The organism is Nonomuraea sp. SBT364 (assembly GCF_001083785.1).
Classification (GTDB): domain Bacteria; phylum Actinomycetota; class Actinomycetes; order Streptosporangiales; family Streptosporangiaceae; genus Nonomuraea.
In genome coordinates, this window is record NZ_LAVL01000015.1 from 58,183 (window position 1) to 80,522 (window position 22,340).

At 71.4% G+C, this 22,340-nt stretch carries 22 protein-coding genes; 12 read left to right on the plus strand and 10 right to left on the minus strand.

Annotation, left to right across the window (positions count from 1 at the left end; translation table 11 throughout):
- The first annotated feature begins 83 nt into the window (after positions 1-83).
- From ADY59_RS10355 to ADY59_RS10370, 4 genes are all read left to right on the plus strand, one after another.
- Positions 84-1,490: a family 2B encapsulin nanocompartment shell protein gene (locus ADY59_RS10355; RefSeq protein WP_049560678.1), complete on the plus strand. Its 1,407-nt coding sequence runs from the start codon at positions 84-86 to the stop codon at positions 1,488-1,490.
- 36 nt (positions 1,491-1,526) lie between these two features.
- Positions 1,527-2,891 (plus strand): family 2B encapsulin nanocompartment shell protein, encoded by a 1,365-nt coding sequence (locus tag ADY59_RS10360; RefSeq protein ID WP_049560681.1) that lies wholly within the window; start codon positions 1,527-1,529, stop codon positions 2,889-2,891.
- A 24-nt stretch (positions 2,892-2,915) separates the two neighbouring features.
- The gene (locus ADY59_RS10365; protein ID WP_049560791.1) at positions 2,916-5,066 is read left to right on the plus strand and encodes a terpene synthase family protein; all 2,151 of its coding nucleotides are present in this window, start codon (positions 2,916-2,918) and stop codon (positions 5,064-5,066) included.
- Positions 5,067-5,198: 132 nt separating this feature from the next.
- Positions 5,199-6,167, plus strand: a complete 969-nt coding sequence (locus tag ADY59_RS10370) for a zinc-binding dehydrogenase (protein ID WP_049560793.1) — start codon at positions 5,199-5,201, stop codon at positions 6,165-6,167.
- Positions 6,168-6,211: 44 nt separating this feature from the next.
- Here the strand turns inward: ADY59_RS10370 and ADY59_RS10375 are convergent, their stop codons facing one another.
- Positions 6,212-6,550: an STAS domain-containing protein gene (locus ADY59_RS10375; RefSeq protein ID WP_197093534.1), complete on the minus strand. Its 339-nt coding sequence runs from the start codon at positions 6,548-6,550 to the stop codon at positions 6,212-6,214.
- 131 nt (positions 6,551-6,681) lie between these two features.
- Between ADY59_RS10375 and ADY59_RS10380 the strand changes: the two genes are divergently transcribed.
- Positions 6,682-6,969 carry a helix-turn-helix transcriptional regulator gene (locus ADY59_RS10380; protein ID WP_049560685.1) on the plus strand — a complete coding sequence of 96 codons (288 nt, stop codon included), beginning with the start codon at positions 6,682-6,684 and terminating at the stop codon, positions 6,967-6,969.
- Positions 6,970-7,161: 192 nt separating this feature from the next.
- Here ADY59_RS10380 and ADY59_RS10385 read toward each other — a convergent pair whose 3' ends face one another.
- Complete coding sequence (locus tag ADY59_RS10385) at positions 7,162-7,413, minus strand: hypothetical protein (protein ID WP_049560687.1); 252 nt, start codon at positions 7,411-7,413, stop codon at positions 7,162-7,164.
- A gap of 359 nt (positions 7,414-7,772) precedes the next feature.
- Between ADY59_RS10385 and ADY59_RS10390 the strand changes: the two genes are divergently transcribed.
- A complete protein-coding gene (locus tag ADY59_RS10390) occupies positions 7,773-8,339 on the plus strand; it encodes a C40 family peptidase (protein ID WP_082309999.1) in 567 nt (188 codons plus the stop codon).
- Positions 8,340-8,551: 212 nt separating this feature from the next.
- On the opposite strand, the gene ADY59_RS10395 is transcribed toward ADY59_RS10390, so the two are convergent.
- The gene (locus ADY59_RS10395; protein ID WP_156325411.1) at positions 8,552-8,803 is read right to left on the minus strand and encodes a hypothetical protein; all 252 of its coding nucleotides are present in this window, start codon (positions 8,801-8,803) and stop codon (positions 8,552-8,554) included.
- A 408-nt stretch (positions 8,804-9,211) separates the two neighbouring features.
- Between ADY59_RS10395 and ADY59_RS10400 the strand changes: the two genes are divergently transcribed.
- Positions 9,212-9,703, plus strand: a complete 492-nt coding sequence (locus ADY59_RS10400; RefSeq protein WP_156325412.1) for a DUF2269 family protein — start codon at positions 9,212-9,214, stop codon at positions 9,701-9,703.
- A gap of 39 nt (positions 9,704-9,742) precedes the next feature.
- On the opposite strand, the gene ADY59_RS10405 is transcribed toward ADY59_RS10400, so the two are convergent.
- Both ADY59_RS10405 and ADY59_RS10410 read right to left on the minus strand, forming a co-directional pair.
- Entirely contained in the window at positions 9,743-10,183 is a 441-nt protein-coding gene (locus ADY59_RS10405) for a MarR family winged helix-turn-helix transcriptional regulator (protein ID WP_049560693.1), read from the minus strand.
- On the minus strand, positions 10,180-10,806 hold the full coding sequence (locus ADY59_RS10410) for a type 1 glutamine amidotransferase family protein (RefSeq protein WP_049560695.1): 627 nt from the start codon (positions 10,804-10,806) through the stop codon (positions 10,180-10,182). Before ADY59_RS10410 ends, ADY59_RS10405 begins: the two co-directional genes overlap by 4 nt.
- Positions 10,807-10,867: 61 nt before the next feature.
- On the opposite strand from ADY59_RS10410, the gene mads6 reads away from it, so the two are divergent.
- Together mads6 and bla are read left to right on the plus strand one after the other, a co-directional pair.
- On the plus strand, positions 10,868-12,220 hold the full coding sequence (mads6, locus tag ADY59_RS10415) for a methylation-associated defense system protein kinase MAD6 (protein WP_049560698.1): 1,353 nt from the start codon (positions 10,868-10,870) through the stop codon (positions 12,218-12,220).
- Between the two features lie 113 nt (positions 12,221-12,333).
- On the plus strand, positions 12,334-13,254 hold the full coding sequence (gene bla, locus ADY59_RS10420) for a class A beta-lactamase (protein ID WP_049560700.1): 921 nt from the start codon (positions 12,334-12,336) through the stop codon (positions 13,252-13,254).
- A 12-nt stretch (positions 13,255-13,266) separates the two neighbouring features.
- On the opposite strand, the gene ADY59_RS53285 is transcribed toward bla, so the two are convergent.
- Entirely contained in the window at positions 13,267-15,978 is a 2,712-nt protein-coding gene (locus tag ADY59_RS53285) for an AfsR/SARP family transcriptional regulator (protein WP_049560703.1), read from the minus strand.
- Positions 15,979-16,092: 114 nt separating this feature from the next.
- Here ADY59_RS53285 and ADY59_RS10430 point away from each other — a divergent pair, with 114 nt between their 5' ends.
- The gene (locus tag ADY59_RS10430; protein WP_156325413.1) at positions 16,093-17,013 is read left to right on the plus strand and encodes a M23 family metallopeptidase; all 921 of its coding nucleotides are present in this window, start codon (positions 16,093-16,095) and stop codon (positions 17,011-17,013) included.
- On the opposite strand, the gene ADY59_RS10435 is transcribed toward ADY59_RS10430, so the two are convergent.
- On the minus strand, positions 17,010-17,813 hold the full coding sequence (locus ADY59_RS10435; RefSeq protein WP_049560707.1) for an FKBP-type peptidyl-prolyl cis-trans isomerase: 804 nt from the start codon (positions 17,811-17,813) through the stop codon (positions 17,010-17,012). The two genes, ADY59_RS10430 and ADY59_RS10435, sit on opposite strands and share 4 nt — an antisense overlap.
- 92 nt (positions 17,814-17,905) lie before the next feature.
- On the opposite strand from ADY59_RS10435, the gene ADY59_RS10440 reads away from it, so the two are divergent.
- Positions 17,906-18,943, plus strand: a complete 1,038-nt coding sequence (locus ADY59_RS10440) for a DUF2293 domain-containing protein (protein ID WP_049560710.1) — start codon at positions 17,906-17,908, stop codon at positions 18,941-18,943.
- Positions 18,940-19,314, plus strand: coding sequence for an MmcQ/YjbR family DNA-binding protein (locus ADY59_RS10445; protein WP_049560712.1), 375 nt, complete (start codon positions 18,940-18,942; stop codon positions 19,312-19,314). The genes ADY59_RS10440 and ADY59_RS10445 overlap by 4 nt, the downstream gene beginning before the upstream one ends.
- On the opposite strand, the gene ADY59_RS10450 is transcribed toward ADY59_RS10445, so the two are convergent.
- From ADY59_RS10450 to ADY59_RS10460, 3 genes are all read right to left on the minus strand, one after another.
- Positions 19,294-19,899, minus strand: coding sequence for a LysE family translocator (locus ADY59_RS10450; RefSeq protein ID WP_049560714.1), 606 nt, complete (start codon positions 19,897-19,899; stop codon positions 19,294-19,296). The two genes, ADY59_RS10445 and ADY59_RS10450, sit on opposite strands and share 21 nt — an antisense overlap.
- 129 nt (positions 19,900-20,028) lie before the next feature.
- The gene (locus tag ADY59_RS10455; protein WP_049560717.1) at positions 20,029-21,216 is read right to left on the minus strand and encodes a kynureninase; all 1,188 of its coding nucleotides are present in this window, start codon (positions 21,214-21,216) and stop codon (positions 20,029-20,031) included.
- A 4-nt stretch (positions 21,217-21,220) separates the two neighbouring features.
- The gene (locus ADY59_RS10460) at positions 21,221-22,327 is read right to left on the minus strand and encodes an ABC transporter substrate-binding protein (RefSeq protein ID WP_049560721.1); all 1,107 of its coding nucleotides are present in this window, start codon (positions 22,325-22,327) and stop codon (positions 21,221-21,223) included.
- Between the last annotated feature and the right edge of the window lie 13 nt (positions 22,328-22,340).

Here is a 22,340-nt window from a genome sequence, read left to right on the forward strand (position 1 = left end):
TCTTGCTGCCCGGCCACGGTTACTCACCGTAACTGAACTTTCCTCTCCGTAAGGTCCGACATTCTCCTGATTGGTGGTGCACGATGACAGAAACGACAGAATCGACCGCTCCCGGCAACGGGCATCAGCTCAGCCTCAGCACCGACGCCGCACGCAATCTGGCCACGACCACCAAGACCGCCCCGCAGATGCAGGAGATCACCTCCCGCTGGCTGCTCAAGCTGCTGCCATGGGTGCAGACCTCGGGTGGCGTCTACCGGGTCAACCGGCGGCTGACCTACACGCTGGGCGACGGCCGGATCACCTTCAGCACCACCGGCTCCGAGGTCCGGGTCGTGCCCGCCGAGCTGTGCGAACTGCCCATGCTGCGCGGCTACGGCGACATCGAGGTCCTCGAAGCCCTCGCCTACCGCTTCGCCCAGCGCGAGGTGGAGCCCGGCGAGGAGATCGTGCGCGAGGACGAGCCGATCGACCAGCTCGTGCTGATCGCGCACGGCCGGGTCGGCAAGGAGGGCCAGGGCGCCTACGGCGACACGCAGAACCTGGGCGTGCTCGCCGACGGCGACTACCTCGGCGAGCAGTTGCTGGCGGGCGGCGGGCAGTGGGAGTTCACGGCGAAGGCGAAGACCGCCACCACCCTGCTGACGCTCTCCCGCGAGGACTTCCAGCAGCTCCTGGACCGCTCGCCGAGCCTGCGCGAGCACCTTGAGGCGAGGCAGGCGGCCAACGACCGGGCCAGCAACGACTATGGTGAGGCCGCGATCGACATGTCGTCCGGGCACAGCGGCGAGCCCGTGCTGCCGGGCACGTTCGTCGACTACGAGCTGAGCCCGCGCGAATACGAGCTGAGCGTCGCCCAGACGGTCCTGCGCGTGCACAGCCGGGTCTCCGACCTCTACAACCAGCCGATGAACCAGCTCGACCAGCAGCTCAGGCTCACCGTCGAGGCGCTGCGCGAGCGCCAGGAGGACGAGCTGGTCAACAACCGCGACTTCGGCCTGCTGCACAACGCCGACTTCAGCCAGCGGGTGCGCACCCGCACCGGCCCGCCCACCCCTGACGACATGGACGACCTGCTGTCGAAGGTGTGGAAGGACCCGGCGTTCTTCCTGGCCCACCCGCAGACCATCGCCGCCTTCGGCAGGGAGTGCAGCAAGCGCGGCCTCTACCCGCAGTCGAGCGAGGTCAGCGGGCACCGGGTGCCGGCCTGGCGGGGCGTGCCGATCTTCCCGTGCAACAAGATCCCGGTGTCGGGCCGGCGCACCAGTTCCGTGCTGCTCATGCGGACCGGTCAGGAGAGCCAGGGCGTGGTCGGCCTGCACCAGACCGGCATCCCGGACGAGTACCAGCCGAGCCTGTCGGTCAGGTTCATGAACATCAATGAGAAGGCCGTCGTGTCCTACCTGGTCAGCGCCTACTACTCGGCCGCCGTCCTGGTGCCCGACGCGCTGGCCGTGCTGGAGGACGTCGAGATCGGGCGCGAGGACTAACAGAACGTTTCCGGCCAGGGATTGGTGGTGTTTCGGTTGACGGAGTTGGACGCCCGGCTGAGCCTGGACACGGCGGCGGCGCGCAAGCTCGCCACGACGTCCAAGACGGCTCCGCACATGCGGGAGATCTCCCCGCGCTGGCTGCTACGCGCGCTCCCCTGGGTGGAGCTCGCGGCCGGCGCGTACCGGGTGAACCGCCGCCTCACCTACGAGGCGGGCGGCGGCCGGGTGGCCTTCTCCCATACGGGGACGCGGCTGCGGGTGGTGCCGCCGAGCCTGACCGAGCTGCCCTTCCTGCACGCGTACGAGGACCGTGCCGTGCTGGAGTCCCTGGCCGGGATGTTCGAGCAGCGCGAGTACGAGCGCGGCGAGGTGATCGCGCGGGAGGGATCGCCGCAGAACGAGCTGATCCTGCTCGCGCACGGCAAGATCGCCAAGCTGTGCATGAGCACGTACGGCAACAGCGTCGCGCGGGGCATGCTGTCGACCGGTGACCACGCCGGCAGCCGTGCGGGCAGCAGAACGACGCCGTGGGAGGTCACGCTGGCGGCTCGCACCGCCTGCACCGTGCTGGCCCTGCCCTGGCAGGCGCTGGACGACCTGGCCGGGCGCCGGCCGTCGCTGGGCGAGCACCTCGCGCGGCGACCGGCCGGGCCGGCCAACAAGTACGGCGAGGCCGCGATCGACGTGCTGTCCGGGCATCGCGGCGAGCCCGTGCTGCCGGGCACGTTCGTCGACTACGACCCGGGCCCCCGGGAGTACGAGCTGAGCGCCTCCCAGGCCGTGCTCCGGGTCCACAGCCGGGTCGCGGACCTGTTCAGCGACCCGATGGACCAGACCGAGGAGCAGCTCAGGCTGACGATCGAGGCGGTGCGCGAGGCGCAGGAGCGCGAGCTGGTCAACAACCCGGAGTTCGGGCTGCTGCACGCCGCCGCCCCGGGGCAGCGGCTGACCACCCGGACCGGCCCGCCCACTCCCGCCGACCTGGACGACCTGCTCTGCCGCAGGCGCAAGACCCGCTACTTCCTGGCCAACCCGCTGGCCATCGCCGCGTTCGGCAGGCAGTGCAGCGCCGCCGGCGTCTACATGGACAGCATCGTGCTCGACGGCAGCACGCTGGCCGCCTGGCGGGGGGTGCCGATCCTGCCCTGCGACAAGATCCCGGTCAGCCGGGCGGGCACCAGCTCGATCCTGGCCTTCCGGACGGGCGAGGACGAGCAGGGGGTCGTCGGGCTGCACCAGACCGGCGTCCCCGACGAGTACCGGCCGGGCCTCAGCGTGAAGGTGATGGGCATCGACGAGCACGGGATCACCACCTACCTCGTCAGCGCCTACTACTCGGCCGCGGTGCTCGTGCCGGACGCGCTGGGCCTGCTCGGCGACGTCGAGGTACACAGTTGATCCTCATGACCGATCGGAGTGACGATGACGCAGCCCTTCGACCTGCCGGACTTCTACGTGCCGTACCCGGCCCGGCTCAACCCGCATCTTGAGGAGGCCCGGACGCACTCCAAGCAGTGGGCCAGGAAGATGGGCATGCTGGAGGGCTCGGGGATCTGGGAGGAGGCCGACCTCGACGCGCACGACTACGCGCTGCTGTGCGCGTACACCCATCCCGACTGCGACGCGGTCGAGCTCAGCCTGATCACCGACTGGTACGTGTGGGTGTTCTTCTTCGACGACCACTTCCTCGAGGTGTTCAAACGGCCGGGAGATCGCGAGGGCGGCAAGGCGTACCTGGACCGGATGCCCGCCTTCATGAGCACGGACGGCCCCGAGCCCGTCAACCCGGTCGAGGCGGGGCTGGCCGATCTGTGGGCGCGCACGGTGCCCGGCACGTCGGCCGACTGGCGGGCGCGCTTCACCGAGAGCACCCGCAACCTGCTGAACGAGTCGCTGTGGGAGCTGTCCAACATCAACGCGGGCCGGGTGCCCAACCCCGTCGAGTACATCGAGATGCGCCGCAAGGTCGGCGGGGCGCCCTGGTCGGCCGGGCTGATCGAGCACGCGGCGGGCGCCGAGGTGCCGGCCGCGATCGCCGGGACGCGGCCGATGCGGGTGCTGCGCGACGCCTTCGCCGACGCGGTGCACCTGCGCAACGACATCTTCTCCTACCAGCGCGAGACGCAGGAGGAGGGCGAGCTGAGCAACGGCATCCTGGTGCTGGAGACGTTCCTCGGCTGCTCCACGCAGGAGGCCGCCGACTCCGTCAACGACCTGCTCACCTCGCGGCTGCAGCAGTTCGAGCACACCGTGGCCGTCGAGCTGGGGCCGCTGTTCGCCGAGTACGGGCTCGACCCGCTCAGCTGCGTGGGCGTGCTGGCCTACGTCAAGGGGCTGCAGGACTGGCAGTCCGGCGGTCACGCGTGGCATCTGCGCTCCAGCCGCTACATGAACCAGAACGCCTCGGCCCCGGCGCTCGGCATGAAGTCGGTCGTCGACCTGCTGGGGCTCAAGCGGGTGCGGTCCCACGCGCACGTGCCGTACGAGAAGGTCGGGCACCTGCCGGTGCCGGACCTGTACCAGCCGTTCACGCCGCAACTGTCACCGCACCTGGACGCGTCCCGGCGCAACGTGGTCGAGTGGGCGCACCGGATGGGCCTGCTGGAGGCGCAGCCGGGCATCACCGGCTCGGCCGTGTGGGACGAGGACAAGCTGGTCGACTACGACCTGCCGCTCTGCGCGGCGGGGCTGGACCCCGACGCCACGGTGGCCGAGCTCGACCTGTCCTCGTGCTGGCTGGCCTGGGGGACCTACGGCGACGACTACTTCCCCGTCGTGTTCGGCCACGGGCGCAGTCTGGCGGCCGCGCGGGCCACCGTGGACCGGCTGTCGCTGTTCATGCCGCTCGACGGCGCCACCTTCCCGGCGCCGGTCAGCCCGCTGGAGCTCAGCCTGGCCGACCTGTGGGCGCGCTCGGCGGCGCCGATGAGCCCGGCCGGGAGGCGTACGTTCCGGGCGGCCATCGAGAAGATGGCCGCGAGCTGGCTGTGGGAGCTGGCCAACCAGGCGGAGAACCGGGTGCCCGACCCCGTCGACTACGTCGAGATGCGGCGGCTGACCTTCGGCTCCGACCTCACGATGAGCCTGTGCCGGCTGGCGCGCGCCGACCGGATCCCGCAGGAGGTCTACGACAGCGGGCCGATGCGCTCGCTGGAGAACTCGGCCCAGGACTACGCGACCCTGCTCAACGACGTGTACTCCTACCAGAAGGAGATCGAGTTCGAGGGCGAGCTGCACAACGGGGTGCTGGTGACGCAGTGCTTCTTCGGCTGCGACCGCGACACGGCGCTGCGGATCGTGGTCGATCTGCTGGAGTCGCGGATGCGGCAGTTCCAGCACGTGGCCGGGCATGAGCTGCCCGTCGTGTTCGACGATCTCGGCCTGGACGACGACGGCAGGCAGGCGGTCGCCGAGTACGTCACGGAGCTGGAGAACTGGATGTCGGGCATCTACGTGTGGCACCGCGACTGCCGCCGCTACGACGAGGCGTCGCTGCGCCGGCACCACCGGCCGCCCCGGCCGAAGCTGGCCGGTCCGACGGGGCTGGGCACGTCGGCGGCGTTGATCATCTAGTGCCTCTCCGACGCCTGTCCACACCGATGAAACCGATATTCCGACTCGGTGGAGGTTGACCTCACGTTTGGTTGAGGTCGCAGACTGCTCTGCGAGGGCGCCGCGATGGTCGGCGCAGGAGGAGTGATGGTCATGCGACAGGTATCGGTCAACCGATTCGGCGGTCCCGAGGCGCTGGAGGTGAACGAGGCACCGGATCCCTTCGCGGGTCCAGGGCAGGTCGTGGTGGGCATCTCCGTTGCCGACATCATCTTCCTCGACACACTGCTGCGCAGCGGCGCGGGCAAGGACTATTTCCCGCTCCGTCCGCCGTACGTGCCCGGACACGGGGGCACCGGGCACGTGATCGCGGTGGGCGAGGGCGTGGACCCCGGCTGGATGGGACGCCGCGTCGCCGTCGGAACGTCCGAGGGCGGCTATGCGGAGCAGATCGCGGTTGCCGCAGAGGAGCTGACAGCGGTGCCCGACGATCTGGGGCTTCCGGAGGCGGCGGCGCTCCTGCACGACGGCCCTACGGCGGTGAACATCATCGACGTCGCCTCGATCAACGAAGGAGACCAGGTTCTGGTCACCGCCGCCGCGGGCGGTACGGGCGCGCTGGTGGTGCAACTCGCGCGCGCGGCCGGAGCCCGCGTCGTCGCCGCGGCCCGCGGCGAGCGCAAGTTGAAGTTGGCCCGGGAGGTGGGCGCCGAGGAGGCGTTCGACTACACCGAGGCCGGTTGGATGGACAAAGTGCGGGCCGCGACCGGCGGCGACGGGGCGGACGTGGTCCTCGACGGCGCCGGCGGCCCGCTCGGCACCGAGGCGTTCGAGGCGGTGGCCCGCGGCGGCAGGTTCGTGAGCTACGGAACGTCCAACGGTTTCGCCCAGGTCGATCCGCACACGGCACAGGAGCGCGGGATACGGACGTTCAGCCTCATGGACCTGAACAGCCTGGCCGCGGGGAAGACGAAAGAGCTCGTCGAGAGGGCGCTGGCGCTCGCGGCCGAAGGGCGGATCCGGCCGGTCATCGGCCAGACCTTCCCGCTGGAGCAGGCCGCGGACGCCCACGCCGCCATCGCCGCGCGCAGCGCGCTCGGGAAGACGCTGCTGGTGGTCTGACCGCGGACCGCGAGAGCCTGCCGGCGCACGTTCCGGTCACAGCATCAGGTGTGGGGGACGGCGACCGGGTGCGCGTCCTGGAACCAACCCATCAGCTCCAGCATCCTGCGCTGGCACGGCGTGATGTTGCGCAGGCGGATCCACCGCTCGGTGGGCGGCAGGGCGGGCATGACCAGCACCCGGATGCCCGACAGGTCGATGAAGCTGAGTGCGCCGGTGTCGACGATGAGACGCGGGCAGCCCTCGCGCGACAGGGCCAGCGCGCGGGCGAGCGCGGGGCTGTTGGTGACGTCGATCTCACCGCAGAGGCGCACGGCCGGGTCCGGCGGCGCGGCCAGCACGGTGATTCGTAGCTGCTGGTCCTCGTAGAGCAGTCGCTCCATCTGGTGCACACCCCCCATCGCTCGGAGTCCGGGGGTCGGCCACCGCGGCAGCGGCAACCGAGAACCAGGTTACACGAAATATGTTTCTCTTTGTAATGTTCGCGAGAAAATGACCGTATTACAATAGTTTCATGGACGTCTCGGCCCGATGGACGTTTCTTACCAATCACGCCAGGGTTCTGCTGATTCTGGCCCACCATCCACGGCACCGGCTGCGTGACGTGGCGGGCCTGGCGGGGATCACCGAGCGCGCCGCCCAGAGCATCGTGGCGGACCTGGAAAAGGCCGGCTACCTGACCCATGTGCGGGTGGGGCGGCGCAACCACTACAGCCTCGGGCCCGCCCGATGGCTACGGCACCCGGCAGAGGAGGGCGTGCCCGTCGCCCGGCTTCTGGCCCTGGTCGAGCCCGCCGACTGAGCCCGCCGACCGGGCCCGGCTGCTGGGCCCGGCTGCTGGGCGGGCACGCGAAAGCCCCGGCACTGGCCGTGCCGGGGCTGATCAGGATGCCCGTGCGCCTGTCACGCGCTGGTGCCACGACCCGTCACGCCTTGACTCCCCGCGTCCGGGGAGGTGGGCCGCCGGGCCGTGCGCGCTGTAGGCGCGGCCGGGTCAGTCCTCGACGTTGCTCAGGATGTTGCCCTCGACGTCCTGGAAGTGCAGGAAGGTCAGGACGTCGATGTACTTGACCGAGTCGTTCAGGACGTCGTTGGCCAGCGCCACGTCGTCGACGATGGAGAACTGGCTGAGAATCTGCTGACCGGTGTTGCTGATGTTCGGGCCGACGTCGGCCGAGGCCACGCCGGCGGAGAAGCCGAGCGCGAGACCCGCGATGGCGGCACCGGCGAGAATGCGACGCATCATTTCGTAGAACTCCTTGGTTGGAATCGGCGCGGAAGCGCGTCATCGCGATTGTGTTCACTGTGCTTCGAGATGCCGCGGATAACGATCCCGTATCGCGGCTTCGACCGGCAAGGCAGAGCGCCTAAACAGAGGTCAAAACCGATTCACGAGTTTCGTACCGAGGCACTGCGCCACCATATGTCCGGATTTATTAGGACTCGTCTGGTGGCTGTGACGGACCTTCTTTCACGTTATGGCCATATGCGCCTCTCGCCTCCCCAAAAGGGTGTTTTGTCCTCATAGGTGGCGAGGAAAGCTCTGGGACAGCAGCGCCGGCATCGAGAGCCGGTGAAACGAGTCGCAGAAGCGGTGGATCGACCATGGAGGCAAGACGCACATTTATCGTGATGGCCCTGGCGTGTGTGTTCACCGGCACGCTGGTTTGCGCGCCGGCAGTGGCTCGCGACTGCGGCCCGGAATGCGGGCCGCACTATTCCCACGCCTTTCACGCGGGCCGTTCGGCCGCGGGCGCCATCGCCGTGCGGGCCGCGATCGAGATGATCGGCGTCCCGTACTCGTGGGGCGGCGGCGGAACGGACGGACCCGGATTCGGCATCGGAAAGGGCGCGAAGACCAAAGGATTCGACTGCTCGGGCCTCACGCAATACGCGTGGGCCACGGCCGGGGCACTGATCGGCCGCACCACGAAGGAGCAGTGGCGATCAGGTGCCCGCGTGCCGAAGGAGCAGGTGCAGCCCGGGGACCTCGTCTTCTACGACAGCGATCCGCGGCGCCCCGGCCCCGAGCACGTCGGTCTGGCCGTCGATCGCGAGCGCATGATCAACGCCCCTTATACCGGCGCGTTCGTCCGGCTCGACCCGCTGGACCGGCCGACGTTCATGGGTGCCGTCCGGCCCACCGCGGGTGGAACGGACGCCGACCTGTGATTCGCGGCGCCGGATGGCCTGCTCGATGAAGCAGTCCATCCGGGCCGCCCGGCACCCAGCCGGTCGGTGCGCACCAAGCGTCCGTGGCCTCGAGTATCCACGGCCGCTTTCCGGGAAATCGTCCCGGCATTTCGTCCGGGACGCGGCTGGGGTGACGGTTCACCGGCTTTTGCCGGCGAGCTGTTCAGGTCGAGCGCGGATTTCCGTCGCGCCTAGTCGTCGACGTTGGCCAGCAGGTTCAGCTCGACGTCCTGCAGGTGGCCGACGGTGCCGAGGTCGATGTACTTGACCGAGTCGTTGAGGACGTCGTTCAGCCCGGTGACGTCGTCGATGACGCTGAACTGCCCGAAGATGCTCTGACCCGTGTTGCTCACGTCCGGGCCGACGTCGGCCGAGGCGGCGCCGGCACAGAAGCCCAGCGCGGCGCCCACAATGGCTGCACCGGCAAGAATGCGACGGATCATGATTCGTTCCTCCATTGATCGGCGCCGAGAATTCCAGCGCCTTAGTCGTTTCTGCAGGGCTGTGAGGTGCCGCGCATAACAATTGCGGCACGGCGGTGCAACCGCAACCGGATCTTCCCTGACCGAGGTCAAGGAGCGGCCTCGGTTTCTTGGCGATCGACTGCGCCGGTGAACACAAATGCCGCAGCCGCTCGGGCGCAATCGAAAAGGCATTTCTTTTGGTCCCGCCCGGCGATGACGTAGCCGTTCACGCACCGCCCGATAACCGAGGATCACCCGGCGCTTGGGAATCGCGCGCGGCCGCAATACGCCGTGCGGTGTAGCGGCGGTGCCGACTCTGGTCCGATGCGCGCGGCGGGCCACGCCGGTCACGATGGCCTGGAGTTCCATCGGGAACCGGAGGTAAAGATGGCTGCGATACGACCGCGTACCCGCAAGTCCCTGCTGGTCATCCACATTGTCGCGTCGGTCGCGCTGCTGGGTGAGGTATGGGGACTCGTGGTGCTCAATACTGCGGCGACACTCACGAATGACCTCGCTTTGGCGCACGCCGCCTACCGGTTGATGCCGGCGCTGATTTTCGCGGGCGGGATACCGCTCAGCATGCTGTCGCTGATCACCGGAGTGCTGCTCGGGGTGACAAGCCACTGGGGGCTGCTGCGCCATGTCTGGGTGGCGGCCAAGCTGGCGCTGCTGCTGGCGACGATCTGCGCGGGGATGTTCCTGTTCGACCCCGAGGGCATGGCCGCGGCCACCGAGGGCGCGGCGCGGGTGGCCCCCTCACGCCAGTGGGGCCAGGTCGCCGCGCTGGGCGGCCAGCTCGCGATGCTCCTGGTCGCGAGCGGCCTCTCGGTCTTCAAGCCGAAAACCCGCCTGCCCAGGCTCCGCCCCGCGCGGTAGAGCCCGCCCCGGGCACCGGCCGGCGCGGGGGGATCCCGGTCAGTCCGACAGGCGGTCCAGGGCGTCGGAGAGGCGCTGGAGGGCCGCGAGGCAGTCACGCGCGGTCTGGAGACCCAGCTCGGCCACGAGGCGGTCCGCGAGCTCCTGGTGGGCGGGGTCGATGCGGGCGACGGCGGCCCGCCCCGCCGGGGTGGGGCTGAGCAGCTTGGCCCGCCGGTGCGCCGGGTTGGGCAGGTATTCGGCCAGCCCCTTCTCCACCAGCAGATCGGCGATGCGCTGCACCCCCTGGCGGGTCATCCCCATCACCCTGGACGCCCCGGCCACGGTCAGCGGCTCGTACAGGATCGCCCCCAGCACCTGCCACCAGGCCGCGGTCAGCCCGGCCGGCTTGGCCATCTTCTCGGCCACGTCGAGGAACTGGCCGTTGAGCCGGAAGGCCGTCAGCGCAGTGCCCGACAACAGCTCGCCCGATTCGCTCACGCCGCCATCAGCACCTCGTACGCCGACGCGTCGCTCCTGGCGAAGAGCCGGTACCAGGCGTCGAGCACCTCGGGGGTGTAGACGTCGAGCCGGCGGAAGATCTCGCGGGCGAAGGCGACGGGCTCGGTGGGCCCGGCCGTGATCAGGTCGCCGTCGAGCACCGCGTCGCGGTCCAGGTAGTGCTTGGCTCCGTCGTACCCCTCCTGGGCCTCCAGATACTGCACCACGGCGCTCGTATGGGCGCGGTCGTCGAGCAGCCCCTCGCGGGCCAGCCCGGCGGTGGCGCCGCAGATGGCCGCGACCGGCACCCCCGCGTCGAGGAACACCCGCGCCTCGCGGGCGAACGCGGCCAGGCCGTCACCGGCGTCCCACAGGTCGGCCCCGGGCAGGATCAGCATCGCGCTCTCCTGCGGCGTGAGCGCGTCCAGCGCCAGATCGGGGACGATGCGCACGCCGCCCGCGGTGGTGACGACCTCGCCGGTGAGCCCGACCGTGACGATCTCATAACTGCCGGGCTCCTTGTGGAAGCGGCCGCTGCGCAGGTGGGCGATGGCATGCCCGACCTCCCAGTCGGCCAGAGTGTCGTAAACGGCTACATGCACGGGCTTTGTCTTCAGCGTCATGACAACATACTGTCATTACGACAACATATTGTCAACTCGATCCCGTGCAAGGATAGGGCGCATGGCAGAGATCGTCGGCGGGGGACGTCCGGTCAACGACGCCGAGCGGCGGGTGATCACCTACCTCCGGGATCACGCGCCGGCCGACTGGCTGCTGCTGCACAACGTCGAGGTCCCGCGCGGCGACGACGTCTTCGAGGTCGACCTGCTGGTGCTGACCGGCCACTCCCTCGTGGTCGTCGACGTCAAGGGCACCCGCGGCCGCATCGAGGTGTCGGGGTCGCGCTGGTTCCCGCCGCGCCGCGAGGCGTTCGGCTCGCCGGTGGCCAAGCTGCGCGGCACCGCCAAGGCGCTCAAGGGCCTGCTCGTCTCCAGGGCCACGCAGCTCGAACGCGTCTACGTCGACAGCCTCGTGGTGCTCACCTCGCCCGACGCCCAGCTGATCGACCCGGCCGGGCGCGACGCCGTCAACGTCACCGACCTGTCGAGGCTGATCGCCACGCTGAGCGACGTCTCCCGGGTCAGGCGCGGGTGCAGCCCCGACGCCAAGCCCTACTTCGCCGCGATCCTCGACGCGCTCAACCAGACCGTACGACGCAGCACCGCGCCCCCGCGCTACGGCAACTGGGAGGTCGAGGAGCAGCTCGGCGGCGACGCCAGGATCACCGAATACCGGGCCTTCAACGCGACCCTGCCGGGCAGCGAGACCGTGCTGCTGCGCGTCTACCAGGCCGACCCGCTGGCCGACCAGGAGTCGCGGGCCGCCGAACGGCAGCGCATCGCCAACGCCTACCAGTCGCTGGCGCGCATCCCGCCGCACCCCTGCCTGGTGCGCCCGCGCGACTTCTTCGCCATCGACGACGAGAGCAGGTTCGTCCTGGTGCTCGACGACGTCCACGGCCAGGCTCTCCACCTGCGCCTGGGCCAGGGCGTCCGGCTGACCGTGATCCAGGACATGCTGAGCGGCCTGGCCCACGCGCACGCGCACGGCGTCATCCACCGGGCGCTCACCCCGGCCAGCGTCCTGGTGACCGACGACGGGCACGCGGTGCTCACCGGGTTCGACTACGCCAAGCCGGGGCCGCGCAACTACACCGTGGCGCACGAGCTGCACAACGTGCTCGACGCCCACTACGTCGCCCCCGAGTGCCACGAGCGGCCCGACCGGATGACGGCCGCCTCCGACGTCTACGCGGCCGGGGTGATCGCCTACCAGCTCCTCACGGGCGACCTGCCGGCCGGGCCCGACGCGCACGGGCCCGACGTCCCCGACGTGGTGCGCCGCATGCTCGACCACACTCCCGCCAAGCGCCCCACGGCCGCCGAATCGCTAGACATCCTCCGGCGCCCGCCCGCCCAGGTTCCGGAATCCCGCCTGAAGCGCCTGGTCCGCCGGTTCGTCCCGGGGTCCTGACCTGGCTTTATGCGGTCCCGGATATCCGTACGTTGGCGATATCGCTATTAGACATGACCTGAGCAGGTCTGATTTGCTCCTGCCCTCTGACAGCGAACCGTGAAGGATTCGACGTGCTGCGTTCCCGGCAGGCCCTGCGATCGGCCGTCCTGGCGCTTTCCCTCCTGGCCGCCGGCGCCGCCACCGCGGCCCCCGCCACAGCCGCGTCCGCCGTACACCTCGCCCCCGGCGCCTCGGCCAAGAAGGAGCTGCGCGCGCTGGAGGCGTCCTTCCGGGGGCGCATCGGCGCGTACGCCGTCGACACGGCCACCGGCAAGACGGTCGCCTACCGCTCGGGTGAGCGCTTCCCCCTGCTGTCCACGTTCAAGGCGATCCTGTGCGGCGCCGTGCTGCACAAGGCCCGCACCTCCGAGCCGGGCCTGATGGACAAGGTGCTCCGCTGGACGTCCGACGACCTGGTGGCGCACTCCCCCGTCACCGAGAAGCACGTCAAGGACGGCCTGACCGTGGCCGCCCTGTGCGAGGCGACCATCACCACCAGCGACAACACCGCCGCGAACGTGCTCCTCAAGGAGATCGGCGGCCCCGGCGCCGTGACGCGCTACTTCCGCACGCTCAAGGACCCGATCTCGCGCCTCGACCGTACGGAGCCCACGCTCAACGACTGGGCGCCCAAGGAGAAGCGCGACACCACCACGCCCGCCGCAGCGGCCCGGGACCTGCGCGCCCTCACCGCCGGCTCCGCCCTGCACGCCAAGGACCGCGAACGCCTCAACGCCTGGCTGATCGCCAACCAGACCGGCGACGCCCGCATCCGCGCCGGCCTCCCCAGGACGTGGCGCATCGGCGACAAGACGGGCACTAACGGCTCCCGGGGGCTCGCCAACGACATCGCCGTCGTCTGGCCCGCCAAGGCTTCCGCACCGATCATCATGGCCATCTACACCAACCGCGCCGACCCGGCCGACGCCGTCGACGACAAAATCATCGCCGGCACGGCCACCATCCTCGCCCGCGCCCTCGGCAAGCTCTGACGGCCCCGGCGGTCACGCGGGGAGGGTGCGGCGGAGGGCGGTCGCGTGGGCCTGGTAGTCGAGGGCGAGGCCGGTGCGGCCGGCGGAGTGGTGGAGTTCGGCCAGGAGCTGGGTGGTCGAGGCTTCGCCGCTGCGGTCACCGAGTTCGCGGAAGACCAGGAGGGAGCGTTCGAGGCCGGCCGAGGCGGGGGCGAGGTCGCCGCGGGCCACCTGGAGGCCGGCCAGGCTCTGCAGGGCGTACGCGCCGCAGTGGCGGTCGCCGAGGGATTCGAAGATCTCCAGCGCGTGCCGGTGGAACGACATGGCCTGGTGCAGGTGACCCATCTGGAGGCAGACGCAGCCTTCGCGGTGGGCGTCGCCGAGCTCCTGGGCCAGGCGCATGGCCTGGGTGAGCGACTCCGACGCCTGGGCGAGGTCGCCGGAGCGGAGGCAGGCCCGGCCGATGGCCTGCCGGGCGAACGCCTCGCCGTGCTGGTCCCCGGCCGCCAGGAACATCGCCAGCGCCCGCCGGAAGTGGCCGAGCGAGCGGGCGTGCCGGCCGCGGAACTGGTTGACGGCGCCGAGTCCGCAGACGGAGGTGGCCTCCGCCCGGACGTCGCCCAGCTCGTGGAAGAGCCGGCGGGAGCGGGTGAAGCCGTCGGCCGCCTCCTCGTACCGGTCCCGGTAGAGGGCGACCTGGGCGAGGCCGCGCAGCATGGCGGCCTCGCCGTACGTGTCGCCGGCCGCGCGGGCGGCGGCCAGGGCGACGGTGTGGGTGCGGTGCCAGGTGTCGAGGTGGCAGCGCAGGTCCAGGTACGGCACCATGGCGGCGGCCAGGCCCCAGGCGGAGGCGGCCAGACCGGCGCGGGCGGCGACGGTGACGGCGGCGTCGAGCGCGTCGTGCTCGGCCTCGAACCAGGAGAGCGGGTCGGAGGTTAGCCGGTCGAGCACCGGTTCCGGCAGCCGCCAGCGGGGAGCGCAGGCGGCGGTGAGGCCGAAGACGGTGGTGGGCAGGCGGGCCCTGGCGTGCTCGGTGGTGGCGGTCCAGGCGGCCAGCACCCTGGCGAGGCCGTCGTGGCCGGGGCGGCGTTCGAGGGCGTGCTGACGGATCAGTTCGGGCAGGCGGTAGCGAGGCTGGCCGACGGGATCGGTGCCGACGAGCTCCAGCAGGTTCACGTCCACGAGCAGGTCGGTGACGTCGTCGGCGCGGTGCCGGTCGAGGACGGCGCCGACGACCCAGCCGGGCTGGGCGGCGGTGCCGAGCAGGCCGAGGGTGGCCAGGGTACGGGCGGCTTCGTCGGACAGGTGCTCGTAGCTGCGGTCCAGGCAGGCGCGTACCTCCTTGAGCGCGCCGAGCCGGTCGTCCTGGAGCCGCTGCCGCAGGACCGACAGCGACCAACCGGGCCGTCCGGCCAGGCGCGCACCGGCGCTGCGCAGGGCGAGCGGCAGGCGTCCGCAGGCGGTGACGATGGCCAGCGCGTCGGCGCGCTCGCGGGCCACCCGGTCCTGGCCGGCGATGCTGCCGAGGAGCCGCAGGGCGTCGTCCTCGGGCAGTTCGGCGAGGTCGACGTGGCGGGCGCCGGGCAGCTCGGTGATCCTGCGCCTGCTGGTGACGATGACGGCGCAGTCGTTGCCGGGGAGCAGGGGACGTACCTGGGCGGCGTCGAGCGCGTCGTCGAGCAGGATCAGCATGGGGCGGTCGGCGAGCAGGGAGCGGAGCAGGGCGGAGCGCTCGTGCAGGGTGGGCGGCGGCCGGTCGGCGCCGAGCGCGCGCAGCGCCTCGGCCAGCAGGTCGGCCGGCTCCCTGCCGTCGAGGTCGAGGTGGAGCTGCCCGTAGGGGAAGCGCGGCCGGAGCAGGTGCGCGGCCCGGACGGCGAGGGCGCTCTTCCCGGCCCCGGGCGGCCCGGAGATCACCGCGACGGCGGCGGGCCCGCTCGCGTGGCCGGTGAGTGCGGCCAGTTCGGTCTCGCGGCCGGTGAAGTCGGGGATGTCCGGAGGAAGCTGGTGCGGGGCGGTGGGCGGGGCGTCGTCGGCGAGGATCGTCTCGTGGGCCCGGCGCAGCTCGATGCCCGGCTCGACGCCGAGCTCGTCCACGAGGCGGGCGCGGATGCCGGCGTAGGCGCGTAACGCCTCGGCCTTGCGGCCGCCGCCGTGCAGGGCGAGCACGAGGCGGCCCCACAGGTCCTCGCGGTAGGGGTGCTCGGCCAGCAGGGCGCGCAGTTCCCGGACGGCGCCGGCGTGGTCGCCCCGGTCGAGGCGCTGGGCGATCAGCTGCTCGGCGGCGCGGACCCGTACCTCGTGGAGGGGGTCGAGGCGGCGCTCCCAGAGCGGGCTGCCGGGCAGGTCGGCGAGCGGCGAGCCGCGCCAGAGGGCGAGCGCGTCGGCGTAACGGCCGTGCTCGACGAGCTCCTCGAAGACGAGCAGGTCGAGCGTGCCGGCGGGCACCTCGATGGCGTAGCCGGACCCGTCGCCGCGCAGCGCCCCGTCGAGCCGGTCGGCGCGGGACAGGTCGGCGCGGGACAGGTCGGCGCGGAGGGAGCTGACGTAGGTGCGGAGGTTGGCCTGGGCGGAGCGGGGCGGGCGCTGCGGCCAGAGGACCTCGGCGAGCTGGTCGGCGCCCACCACCCGGCCCGCGTCCAGCAGCAGGGTGGCGAGCAGCAGCCGTGGCTTCCTGCCGGAGATCCGGACGGGATGCCCCGCTGACCGGACTTCCAGCGGCCCGAGCACGTGAAAAGTGACCGTCATGACCGCATCAGCTCCTCTTTGGAGGCCTGACAGCTTTTTGTATCGGTTCTGGACGTTCTTTGTGCGGTGAATCCCGACCCTGGGTTCAGAGCCCTTCCCGGAAAGGATCACCCGATGAGGTTCAGCGGAGCAATGGTCGCGGGTGTCGCACTCTTACTCAGCCTCGGTACGGCCGCCACGGCCTGGGCCGACCCGTCGCTCGACCCGGCGCCGTCCGACGACGTCCAGGTCCTGGCCACCAACTTCCAGCTGCCGTTCCCCTGCGGGCAGGCATGGAACGGCAACTCCAGCGCGAGCAGCGCCCACCAGTCATGGGAGATCGACTTCAACCGGGGCAGCTCGGCCGGCGCCGACCTCGGCGACACGGTGGTGGCGGCCGCGTCGGGCACCGTGGGCATCTCGGCCCACCAGGGCTCGCAGAACGGTTACGGCAACCTGGTCAGGATCGACCACGGCAGCGGCTGGTCCACCTACTACGCGCATCTCAACGTGAGGTCGGTCAGCGCCGGCCAGACGGTCTCGCAGGGCCAGAAGATCGGCACGGTCGGCAACACCAGCAAGCCGGGCAACAACATCAGCCCGCACCTGCACTACGAGGTGCGGCAGGGTACCGGCTACCCGAGCAACATCCGCAAGGCCGTCTTCAACGGCGTCACGTTCGGCTACCCGGCGCAGACGCTGACCTCGCGCAACTGCGGCGGCTCCAGCAACCCGTACACGCCGCAGGAGGCGTGCGGCTCGGGCTACGACGTGGTCGACTCGGCGGGGCTGGGCACGTCCGGCACGGTCTACCTGCTGTACAACAACGGCAACGGCAACAACTGCGTCGTCACGATGAAGCGCACCTCGCTGGGCACGCCCACGGCCACCACCGCCTACCTGGAGGTGCAGGGCAGCTCACGGAAGACCGATTCGGGCAACTACTCCTACTATGCGGGCCCGGTGTACGCCTACGCGCCGGGCAAGTGCGTCAAGTGGGGCGGCAAGGCGGGCTCGTCCGTCTACGACAGCCCGTTCGAGCACTGCGGCTCCTAGATCGCGTCCAGGATGTCGATGACGTAGAGCATCGGCTCGCCGCGTGAGCTGGTGGGCGAGCCGATGGCGACCCGGCCGCCCACCCGCTGGCCGCGCAGGCCGTCCACCCAGCCGGGCGGCACCGCGTCGGGGGCCAGCCGGTAGGCGCTCGGGCCGCCGCGCTTGTAGGAGGAGTCCACCACTTCGCGCGTGGGCCACGAGGCCGCGACGTACTGGACGACGATCTTGGCTCCGGCCCGCACCTCGGCCCCGGACCCGCCTATCAGGGTGCGGGCCGGGGCCGCGGGCGTGAGGTCGGTGGGCATGGTGGGCAGCGGCCGGCCGACCAGGCGGGCGTCGGGCGGGTAGCCGCCGATGACGTCGAAGACCACGACCAGCGTCTCCCCCGGCGGCACCCCGCCGAGCCGCATGTCCGGGCCGAGCACCTGGACGGCGGGGCCGACCAGCAGCACCCGGCTGCCCGCCGCCCGCCCGATGAGCGCCTCCTGCCAGGTGCGGGGCACGGCCCGCCCGTCGAAGACGACCGCGACGGGCTGGTTGGTCTCGTACGTGCTCAGGTGCGGCTGGTTGCCCGACCAGCGGCGGACCTCGACGTCGGCGAGCACCACGTCCCCCGGCACGGTGCGCCGCCCGCTCCCGTGGACGAGCGTGCTCACCCGGGGGGTACGCCCGGGTTTGCCAGCAGGGATGGTGATGTCCGGCGGGACGCCGAAGGGACCGGTGACGACGGGCAGCGTGCCGTTCTCGGCCACGCCACAGGAGGTGGCGAGCACGAGTACGGCGGGCCAGAGCAGGCGCACGATTCCTCCCGGAGCGAGATCCGCCCGCTTCCTAGCCGGGATCGCCACAAGACATGCCCACCCGCTGACAAAGGCGCGGCACACTAAGGGACGTGAGCAAGCCGAACCTGGCCCGCAGGGTCGCCGAAGCCGCCGAGCTCGCGCTGACCCGCAACAAGTACGTGACGTTCCTCGACGTGGTGACGGGCCTGCGCTGGCTGCACTCGCGCCACGTCGACACCTGGCGGCAGGGCCGGGCCGCGACACTGGCGGAGTTGGCCGCCGTCGACGAGGATCGTCTGGTGACCACGGCCGCGCTGCTCGGCGACTGGGCGCGCGGCAAGGGGCTGCGCCCGGTCGAGACGCCGTACGTGTCGGGCGGCCGCGACCGGCGTCCGCTGCGCTTCACGGGCGGGGGCGGGCAGGAGGCGTTCCGGGTGCACTGGCTGTCGCCCGACCTGAGCGAGGCGCGCGCCCGCCAGCTCACCGAGCGGCAGAGCAAGGCGCCCGACCTGGTGGTGGTGGCCCCGCTGGAGGCGTGGACGTGCGCCTCCTGCCGCGACACCGGCCCCTACCTGATCATGGAGGACGACAGGCCGTACTGCCTGACGTGCGCCGACCTGGACCACCTGGCGTTCCTGCCGTCGGGCGACGCGGCGCTGAGCCGCCGGGCCAAGCAGGAGAGCCGGCTGTCGGCGGTGGTCGTCCGCTACAACCGGCGGCGCAAGGTCTACCAGCGGGCCGGCCTGCTGGTGGAGGACGACGCGCTGGCGCGGGCGGAGGAGCGCTGCCTGGCCGACGAGGAGGTGCGCCTGCGCCGCCGGGAGCGCGACGCGGTGCGCCGGGCCGAGCAGGACGTCGACTTCCAGGCGCGGATGGCGACCGAGATCGCCCGGCTGTTCCCCGGCTGCCCGCCCGCCAGGGCGCGGGAGATCGCCGAGCACGCGGGGCTGCGCGGCAGCGGCAGGGTGGGCCGCACGGCGGCGGCCAAGGTGCTGGACGAGAACGCGATCACGCTGGCGGTGATCGCCTCGGTCCGGCATCGCGACACCGACTACGACGAGCTGCTCATGTCCGGCGTCCCCCGCATGGAGGCACGTGACCGGATCAGAGCCGCGATCGACCGCAAACTTGAGGAGTTCCGGACATGACCGACTGGCATGACGTCCGCGAGGAGCTGCGCGCGTACGCGCTCGGGCTGCCCGAGGCCCACGAGGACCACCCGTGGGGCGAGACCGTGATCAAGGTGAACAAGAAGGTGTTCCTGTTCCTCGGCATCGACGAGCAGACCGAGAAGTGGGACCCGACCTTCGGCGTCAAGCTGCTGTCGGAGACGCACGGGCACGCGCTGACGGTGCCGGGGGCGGCGCCGAGCGGCTACGGGCTCGGCAAGGCGGGCTGGGTGACGGTCCCGTTCCTGGTCGAGCTGCCGGAGACCGAGGTGCTGCTCGACTGGGTCGAGGAGAGCTACCGGGCCATCGCCCCCAAACGGGCGGTCAAGCTACTGGACGGCCAGCCGTAGCGCGAAGCCGACCAGCAGCACGCCGGTCACCCGCTCCACCCGGGCGCGCACCCGGGGCGTGCGCAGCAGCGCGCCGACCCGGTCGACGATCAGGTTGTAGAGGCTGAACCAGAGCGCGTACAGCACGGCGATGATGCCCGACAGCAGCAGCGCGCTGCTCAGCGTGTCGCCGTGCGAGGGCAGGAACTGCGGCAGCCACGTCACGAACAGCAGCAGCACCTTGGGGTTGAGCAGGTTGGACAGCAGCCCTCTGCGCACGTGCGCGAGCGGCGGCCCGCCGGGCGCGGCCACGGCGGTCTCGGCGGCCCTGCCGCGGCTCGACAGCAGCGCGTGCACGCCCAGCCAGAGCAGGTAGCAGATGCCCAGCCCGCGCACCACGGTGAACGCGGTGGGCGAGGCCACGAGCAGCGCCGACAGGCCGATCGCCGCGGCGGCGGCGTGCACGGACAGGCCCAGCAGGCCGCCGAACATGGTCAGCAGCCCGGCCATCCGGCCGTGGGCGAGCGAACTACGCATGATCAGGGCCGCGTCGGGCCCGGGGATCATGATCATGACAAGCGTGGTGACCACGAAGGTCAGCAGCATGGCGGGGGTCTCCCGGAGCTGAAGGCGCGCTCCGGTCGACCCGCTCGTGCGCAGGCCGCACGGTGACGCGGGCGAACATCGGTGGAGTGCCTTGTGGGCAGCCTTATGGGCACCGCCGATGTTACCCGGTCAGGTGACCGCGAGCCGCCGCGCGTACCGGTCGTCGCGCCAGAGCTCCTTCTCCAGCACCTCCAGCAGCGCGGTGGCCGCGTCGTACACGTCGGTGTAGCGCGTGTAGAGCGGCGCGAGGCCGAAGCGGAGGATGTCGGGGGCGCGGAAGTCGCCCTGCACCCCGCGGTCGATGAGCGCCCGCATGACCGGGTAGCCGTCGGGGTGACGGAAGCTGACGTGGCTGCCGCGCCGCTCGGGGTCGGCGGGCGAGGCGAGCTCCAGCGCGTCGCCGACGAGCTCGACGAACAGCTCGCCGAGCGCCACGCTCTTGGCCCGCAGCAGGTCGAGAGGCACCCGGTCCCAGATGTCCAGGGCCGCGTCGAGCGCCGCGAACGACAGCACGTGCGGCGTGCTGATCGCGAACCGCCTGATGCCCTCGGCCGGCCGGTACCCGGCCTCGAACGCGAACGGCTCGGCGTGCCCGTGCCACCCGGACAGCGTGTTCACGGCCGTCGCGTGGTGGCGCGGGTTCACGTACAGGAACGCGGGGGCGCCCGGCCCGCCGTTCAGGTACTTGTACGTGCACCCGACGGCGAAGTCGGCGGCCGAGACGTCCACCCGGAGCGCGCCGACGCTGTGGCACACGTCCCAGACCATGAGCGCGCCGGCCTCCTGGACCCGCGCGGTCACCTCGGCCACGTCGTGCCGCTCGGCCGTGCGGTAGTCGACCTCCGACAGCAGCACCACGGCCGCGTCGTCGAACCGGCCCTCGGCGAAGTCGCGGATCTCGTAGCCGCCGGCCAGCCCTTCGATCATGTAGTGGTCGGTGGGGAAGTTGTTGACGTCGGAGACGATCACCCGGCGGTCCGGGCGCAGCCGCAGAGCCGCCGACACGGCCTGGTGGACCGCGATGGACGTGGTGTTGCCGGCCACGACCTGGCCGGGGCCCGCGCCGATGAGCGGCGCGATCCGGTCGCCCACGCGCAGCGGCTGGTCGTACCAGCCGGCGCTGTTCCAGCCGCCGACGAGCTGGTCGCCCCACTCGTCCGTCACGGCCCGGCGCACCCGTTCCTGGGTACGGCGCGGCAGCGCGCCCAGCGAGTTGCCCACGAGGTAGATGACGCCTTCGGGCAGCACGAACTCGTCCCTGAAGTCGCGCAACGGGTCGTCGGCGTCCAGGGCGAGGCAGAGGTCACGGTCCGGCAACGCGTCACTCCTTCGGAGGGATGGTGGCTATCACCCGGTTGATGCCATTTTCGTACTGTCTGGCATACCAGTTCTGGACCGGGTTGTGCGAGGCGGCGTCCAGTCTGAGACTGCCGCGCGGGCTCTCCAGCTCCTCCACCCCGGCCAGCGCCTTCCCCAGGTCGCCGCCGTCCGCCGCCGCCCGGTCGATGAGCCGCATGGCGTCCCAGCTCTGCAGCGCCACCACCGACGGGTTCTTTCCGGTACGCGCCCGCCAGGTGGCGACGAACGCGGTGTTGGCCGGGTTGTCCAGCGCCGGCGAATAGGACCCGACGCTGGTGATGCCCTCGGCGTCCGGGCCGATCGCCGCCAGCACGTCCTCGTCCACCAGTTGCTGACCGGCCAGCAACTGGATCCTGGTGTCGTAGCCGAGCTGCCTGAACGCCTTGACGAAGGTGACCGCCTCGCCGCCCGCGTAGAACGCGTACAGCAGCTCCGCCTCGGGCGGGATCTCGGCCAGGTACGGCTGGAGGTCCCCGACCTTCCCGTACGGCGTCAGGATGCGCTTGAGCGGGCCCGCGCCGTACCCCTCCTCGAAGCCGTCGAGCGTCTCCACGCCCGCCGAGTAGTCGGAGGCCATCAGCACCGCCCCGGCCCCGCCGTAGCGCTCGGCGGCGTAACGGCCGGCCGCGTGGCCGTGCTCGTGGTTGGTGTAGGAGACGCGGAAGACGCCGGGGCCGCCCAGCTCGTCGGCGCCCGCGTTGGCGATCACCACCGGGGTGCCCGCCGCCGCCTCGGCCACCGACACGGCGACCGGCGAGGCCAGCAGGCCGGTGATCACGTCCACGCGCTCCTGCCGCACCAGCCGCCCGGCCTCGTGCCGCCCGCGCCCGGCCGCGCCCGCGTCGTCGGCCACCACCAGCCGGGCCGGCCTGCCGCCCAGCCTGCCGCCGTGCTCCTCCAGGTAGAGGCGCATGGCGGTCTCCATCTCGTCGCCGAGCATCGCGTACACGCCGGTCTGCGAGATGATCGCGCCCACCGTGAGCTCGCCGTCGTCCTGGCCGGCGGTGGGGGCCGGCCCGCCGCAACCGGCGGCCATCAGCACCAGCAGCCCGACCACGCGTAGCCGCATCCGGTGCTCCCTT

Coding starts and splice junctions, on each gene's coding strand:
- ADY59_RS10395 (WP_156325411.1), bottom strand. CDS start 8,803: ATGATCCGTCGCATTCTTGCCGGTGCAGCCATTGTGGGCGCCGCGCTG.
- ADY59_RS10375 (WP_197093534.1), bottom strand. CDS start 6,550: ATGGAGCGACTGCTCTACGAGGACCAGCAGCTACGAATCACCGTGCTG.
- mads6 (WP_049560698.1), top strand. CDS start 10,868: ATGGCAGAGATCGTCGGCGGGGGACGTCCGGTCAACGACGCCGAGCGG.
- ADY59_RS53285 (WP_049560703.1), bottom strand. CDS start 15,978: ATGACGGTCACTTTTCACGTGCTCGGGCCGCTGGAAGTCCGGTCAGCG.
- ADY59_RS10400 (WP_156325412.1), top strand. CDS start 9,212: ATGGCTGCGATACGACCGCGTACCCGCAAGTCCCTGCTGGTCATCCAC.
- ADY59_RS10390 (WP_082309999.1), top strand. CDS start 7,773: ATGGAGGCAAGACGCACATTTATCGTGATGGCCCTGGCGTGTGTGTTC.
- ADY59_RS10450 (WP_049560714.1), bottom strand. CDS start 19,899: ATGCTGCTGACCTTCGTGGTCACCACGCTTGTCATGATCATGATCCCC.
- ADY59_RS10355 (WP_049560678.1), top strand. CDS start 84: ATGACAGAAACGACAGAATCGACCGCTCCCGGCAACGGGCATCAGCTC.
- ADY59_RS10430 (WP_156325413.1), top strand. CDS start 16,093: ATGAGGTTCAGCGGAGCAATGGTCGCGGGTGTCGCACTCTTACTCAGC.
- ADY59_RS10385 (WP_049560687.1), bottom strand. CDS start 7,413: ATGATGCGTCGCATTCTCGCCGGTGCCGCCATCGCGGGTCTCGCGCTC.
- ADY59_RS10410 (WP_049560695.1), bottom strand. CDS start 10,806: ATGACGCTGAAGACAAAGCCCGTGCATGTAGCCGTTTACGACACTCTG.
- ADY59_RS10380 (WP_049560685.1), top strand. CDS start 6,682: ATGGACGTCTCGGCCCGATGGACGTTTCTTACCAATCACGCCAGGGTT.
- ADY59_RS10365 (WP_049560791.1), top strand. CDS start 2,916: ATGACGCAGCCCTTCGACCTGCCGGACTTCTACGTGCCGTACCCGGCC.
- ADY59_RS10370 (WP_049560793.1), top strand. CDS start 5,199: ATGCGACAGGTATCGGTCAACCGATTCGGCGGTCCCGAGGCGCTGGAG.
- ADY59_RS10460 (WP_049560721.1), bottom strand. CDS start 22,327: ATGCGGCTACGCGTGGTCGGGCTGCTGGTGCTGATGGCCGCCGGTTGC.
- ADY59_RS10445 (WP_049560712.1), top strand. CDS start 18,940: ATGACCGACTGGCATGACGTCCGCGAGGAGCTGCGCGCGTACGCGCTC.